Here is a 5,422-nt window from a genome sequence, read left to right on the forward strand (position 1 = left end):
ATAAAAGAACCAAAAGAACTGCATTTTTATTAAGTATATCAAAAAATGCATGGTATTATTTTATATATTTTCTAGATATAAAACTAAAATATTTTCACTTTTTACCGCAAGAAAAGTTGATAATACATCTATAAAATATATAAATTGCATTTATATTAGTTTGTAATTTATTTCAACATGTTTCATAATATATAATAAAAAAGGGCTTTTTATTAAGCCCCTTTTTAATTATATATATATTCTATATTTTTTAATCTCTATATGGGGAAATATCTCTAAGCCTTGCTACTATCTTTTCTATAGCATCTGCTGTATACATTATTTCTTCCATAGTGTTATCTAATGATAAAGAGAATCTTGTTGAACTATGAGCATATTCAAAAGGAACTCCCATAGCCTGTAAAACAGGAGAAGGCTCTAAAGTACCAGAAGAACATGCACTTCCGCTTGAAGTACATATACCATAACCGTCAAGCAACAAAAGTATAGCCTCACCTTCTATATTTTTAAAACTAATATTTGCAGTGTTGCTTACCCTTTTAGCTCCTCTTCCATTAATTTTTACTTCTTTAATTCTTTTTAAAACTTCTTCTTCAAGTTTGTCTCTCAATTTAGAAGTATGTTCAATGAATTTAGGAAGCTCTGCCTTTACAATAGAAGCAGCCTTACCAAGCCCTATTATATAAGGAACATTCTCAGTACCAGCACGGCGTCCTCTTTCTTGGTGTCCGCCTGTTTGTACTGTTCTTAATTTAGTGCCTTTTTTAATATATAAAGCACCAATACCTTTTGGAGCATGTATTTTGTGTCCTGCTATTGTTAGCATATCTATATAAGGCTCATCTTTCATGCTTAAAGGCAATTTACCAGCAGCCTGTACAGCATCTACATGAAATACTGCACCAGCATTTTTTACTATCTCGCCAATCTCTTTTACAGGGAAAATTACACCTGTTTCATTGTTGGCATACATTATAGATACTATAGCAGTATTATCATTAATAGCTTTTTTTAAATCATCTATGTTGATGTTTCCGTCACTATCTACATCTAAAAGAGTGATTCTATAACCCAAACGCTCTAATGATTTGCAAGTTTCTATAACAGCAGGGTGTTCTACTCTAGTAGTGATAATATGATTTTTTGTAGGGTAAGCTTCTATTGTACCCCTAATAGCCATATTATCTCCCTCACTTCCGCAAGAAACAAAACAAACCTCTATAGGGTCGCAACCTAAAAAGTCAGCAACCTCACCTCTTGCCTTTTCCATTTCTTTATGCACAGCACCTGCTGGACTATACATACTGGAAGGGTTATAATATTGGTCTTTGAAATATGGAAGCATTGCATCTAAAACTTCTTGATAAACTCTCGTAGTAGCATTATTATCCATATATATAATTTTGTTTTCAGACATAATTCACACTCCTACTACTTCTAAATCTTTATCAACCAGCTCTTTAATCTTAGGCTCAACAAAACCTTTTAAAGTGTTCTTAGAAGCCATACAAGAAGAACAAGCTCCCTTAAAAGATATTTTTACTATGTTGCCTTCTATATCCACTAGTTTACAGCTTCCGCCATCCATTTTAAGCATAGGGTTAATTACTGTCTCTATAGCCTCTTCTATTTTCTTAATCTTTTGAACTGTAGTGAGAGGTGCATTCTTTTGAGCTCTTTCTCTCTCAGCAAGCTCTTCATTTAGTATATCTTCTAATTTTACCTTACAAGCTCCGCATCCGCCGCCTGCTTTAGTATAGAATGTTATCTCATCTACTGTTGTTAAATTATTTTCTCTTATGGCTCTTTTTATTTTAGTATCTGTTATACCAAAACATTTACAAATTATAGCTCCCTCATCATGCTCATCTTCTTCTACTTTGATTCCTCTGTAATTATTAATAGCCTTTTCTAATGTTTCCATTCCCATTACAGAACAATGCATCTTCTCCTCTGGAAGTCCTCCAAGCTCCATTGCTATATCTCTATTTGTAATCTTTTTAGCCTCATCTAAAGTTTTACCTTTTATCATCTCGGTTAAAATACTGCTGCTTGCTATAGCAGAAGCACAGCCGAATGTTTGAAACTTAGCATCTTCTATTACTTCAGTATCTTTATTAATTTTTAGAGTTAATTTTAAAGCATCTCCGCAAACGATACTTCCAGTCATAGCTTCAGCATCAGGATTTTCTATCTCTCCAACATTCCTTGGATTTATAAAATGGTCTTTTACCTTATCAGTATACTCCCACATATATTTTACCTCCTATAACAACAATTTTATTTATTGATGTCATCAAGTATCTTTTGTATAGTAGGTATACAGCCGCCGCAGCCTGTTCCAGCTTTGGTAATTTTTGATACCTCTTCTACTGTTTTTAATTTATTTTTCTTTATGGCATCTATAATTTGACTCTCCTTCACACCCATACAGAAACATATTGTTTTATCGTCAGACATATTTTTATCTCCTATTTATTTTATTTTTTTAGTTTAATGTTATAAAACAGACTATAATATTATTTGAAAAATATTAATATTCTATAACCCTTCATTGTTAGAATATTATAACAGTTTAAAAATAAATATCAAGTACAATAACTAAATCTTAATTTATTATATTTACTTCACTAAACTAATAATATAGTACAAATTAAACTTTACAAAAAAGCTTATATGGTATAGAATTATGTTAATTATATATTATTTTTATGGATAATTACTATGAAAACTATTAATTTAATACTTGGAAATCATAATCATCAGCCTGTAGGCAACTTTGACTTTGTATGCGAAAATACTTATCAAAATGCTTATAAGCCTTTTTTAGATACATTAGAAAAATATAAAGATATAAAATTTAACTTTCATTATACAGGCTGTTTGCTTCAATGGTTAGAGAAAAATCACCCTGAACATTTGGACGCTTTAGCTAAACTTGTTCAAGAAAACAGAATAGAGCTTCAAAGCGGTGCTTTTTATGAGCCTATAATGCCTTCTATACCAGACAGAGATAAAGATTTGCAAATAACAAAATTAAATGAATATATAGAAAAAAAATTCAAAACCACTCCAAAAGGTGCTTGGATAGCTGAAAGAGTATGGGAGCCTACGCTTGTAAAACATTTAGCAAGAAACGGAATAAAATATATTATGTTAGATGATTCTCAGTTTCTCACAACAGGAATTGATACAAAAAACATGTTTGGATATTTTTTAACCGATGATGAATCTTATAAGCTTAATATATTTCCTATATCTCAAGAACTTCGCTATTTAATACCATTTAGAGAAGTAGAAAAATCAATTGAATATTTAAAATCTATAGCAACAGAAGAAGGCGACAGAGTAGTAGTATTGCATGATGACGGTGAAAAATACGGAGATTGGCCTGGTACTAAAAAATGGGTTTATGAAGATAAATGGCTTGAAAAGTTTTTTGAGGCACTCACAAAAGAAAAAGACATTATAAAAACTATTACATATAGCGATTATATAGAAAAATATGCCCCTACTTCAAAAATATATATACCTACAGGCTCTTATGAAGAGATGCTTACTTGGGTGCTTCCTGCTAGGGTGCAAGATGAGTTTCATTCAAAACAGGAAGAATTAAAAAAACAAGAAGAAAATGAAATAATAACAAGATTCATGCGTGGAGGTTTTTGGAGAAACTATTTCTTTAAATATTCTGAAAGCAATAGAATGAATAAAAGAATGCTTTTTGCTTCAAATATGGTTAGCGAATTGGATAAGTCTAAAGAAAAAGAGGAAGCTTTAGATTATTTATTACAAGGGCAATGCAACTGCCCTTATTGGCATGGAACATTTGGAGGGCTTTATTTAAATAATTTAAGACATGCTACATATGCTAATCTTATAAAATCAACTTCTATTGTAGAAAAAAAGAAATATGGAAGCGGCTATTTTATGAACTATGGTTTGGATTTTGATATTGACGGCAGAGATGAGGTTGTAGTAAGTTCAGAAAAATCAAGTTTAGTGTTTCATAGTTTAAGCGGCTCTATTATAGAATGGGATTTAAAAACTACTAACCCTATAAACCTAATAGACTGCTTAAAAAGAAGAGAAGAGGCTTATCATATTGCTGCTATTAGAAATGCAAGCAAACAATCAAATGAAAATGAGCATGTATCAATACACGAGATAGCTAAAAAGATTGATGAAGACATTGCTAAATATTTGGTATTCGATAAAAACGAAAAAGTATTTGCTATTGACCATTTCCTAAAAACAATGCCTAATGCTGAAGAGTTTCAATTATTAAAGTATGATGAAGAAGCTAATTTCTATAATTCTTATTATAATTTAATTGAAAATAATATAAATAAAAATAATGCTAACATAACTTTTGAAAAAAATGGTTTAGTTAATGGTAAAGAAATTCTCTTAACCAAAAAATATATTGTAGAGAAAGACGGCAGTTTTAATATAAATATAACAATATTAAATAAATCTAATGAAGAAATAAGTTTTGTTTATGCTTTAGAGAACAATATTACTTTGCTTGCTGGAAGTGAGAAAGACAGATATTATATTGGGGAAAATAGCAGAATATCTGATAACTTGTCAATCACAGGAGAATACAGAGGAAAAATATTTGGTATGGCTGATGAAGGATATATAAAAATAAAATTATTCTTAGAAGCTAATGAAGAGACAAACTTCTTATATATGCCTAATTATACTATATCTGATGCTGTTGACAAACTTGAGATGAATTATCAAAACTCAACTATAGTGTTGTGTAAAGAAATAACTTTAAAACCAAATGAAAAAATAGAATATAATATTAAAGCTCGTATAGAAGAATTAAAATAATGTAAAAAAACTAAAAAGAAGGTAACTGTAAATGAAAATATTCTATATCATATCAAATAAGAAACATAGCGGTAAAACCTATTTAGCTTCTAATATAGTAGAATCAATAAAATTATTAGGCAAAAGTGTTTGTTATTATAAACCTTTCGTTATGGAAGTAAAAGATAATAAACTATTTGACTGCGAATATATAAGAAATACTACAACATTAAATGCTTCAGATATTTTTGTCTCTTATGCCACAAACGGAAACCTCTCTCCACTTCATAGTATAAACACAAAAATAGATGAGAGAGATATCACAGATTTGATAGATGAATGTAAAAAAACTTATGATTATATGGTATTAGAATCTCTATGTCTTTATGACCCAATAAAAGAAAATTATAACTTTTTAGATTTAATTACAGATATAGAAAAAGACAATGAAATACAAATTATACCTTTAGTAGAATATGATACAAATATAATTCATTCTAGTTTTGAACAAGTAGAACTTTTTCATCAGAGGGGTTTTAAAATACCTTTTATAGTTATAAATATAAAAAAAGATGTGTTTGTGCAAAATGAAGTTATAGAA

General features: G+C 29.5%; 5 protein-coding genes. 2 read left to right on the top strand and 3 right to left on the bottom strand.

Annotated elements, in window-relative coordinates:
• Positions 1 to 250: 250 nt before the first annotated feature.
• Genes nifS through E6A48_RS01810 form a run of 3 tightly spaced genes read right to left on the bottom strand, consistent with a single transcriptional unit; the run spans position 251 to position 2,460 of the window.
• A complete protein-coding gene (nifS, locus tag E6A48_RS01800; protein ID WP_219708283.1) occupies positions 251 to 1,417 on the bottom strand; it encodes a cysteine desulfurase NifS in 1,167 nt (388 codons plus the stop codon).
• Between the two features lie 3 nt (positions 1,418 to 1,420).
• Complete coding sequence (gene nifU, locus E6A48_RS01805) at positions 1,421 to 2,254, bottom strand: Fe-S cluster assembly protein NifU (protein ID WP_014932918.1); 834 nt, start codon at positions 2,252 to 2,254, stop codon at positions 1,421 to 1,423.
• 26 nt (positions 2,255 to 2,280) lie between these two features.
• A complete protein-coding gene (locus tag E6A48_RS01810) occupies positions 2,281 to 2,460 on the bottom strand; it encodes a (2Fe-2S)-binding protein (RefSeq protein WP_219708284.1) in 180 nt (59 codons plus the stop codon).
• Between the two features lie 264 nt (positions 2,461 to 2,724).
• Here E6A48_RS01810 and E6A48_RS01815 point away from each other — a divergent pair, with 264 nt between their 5' ends.
• Complete coding sequence (locus E6A48_RS01815) at positions 2,725 to 4,842, top strand: alpha-amylase/4-alpha-glucanotransferase domain-containing protein (RefSeq protein WP_219708285.1); 2,118 nt, start codon at positions 2,725 to 2,727, stop codon at positions 4,840 to 4,842.
• A gap of 31 nt (positions 4,843 to 4,873) precedes the next feature.
• A partial coding sequence (locus tag E6A48_RS01820; protein ID WP_219708286.1) for an AAA family ATPase occupies positions 4,874 to 5,422 on the top strand: 549 nt, incomplete at its 3' end.

The organism is Brachyspira pilosicoli, from assembly GCF_019402445.1.
In the GTDB taxonomy this organism is placed as follows: Bacteria; Spirochaetota; Brachyspiria; order Brachyspirales; family Brachyspiraceae; genus Brachyspira; species Brachyspira pilosicoli_B.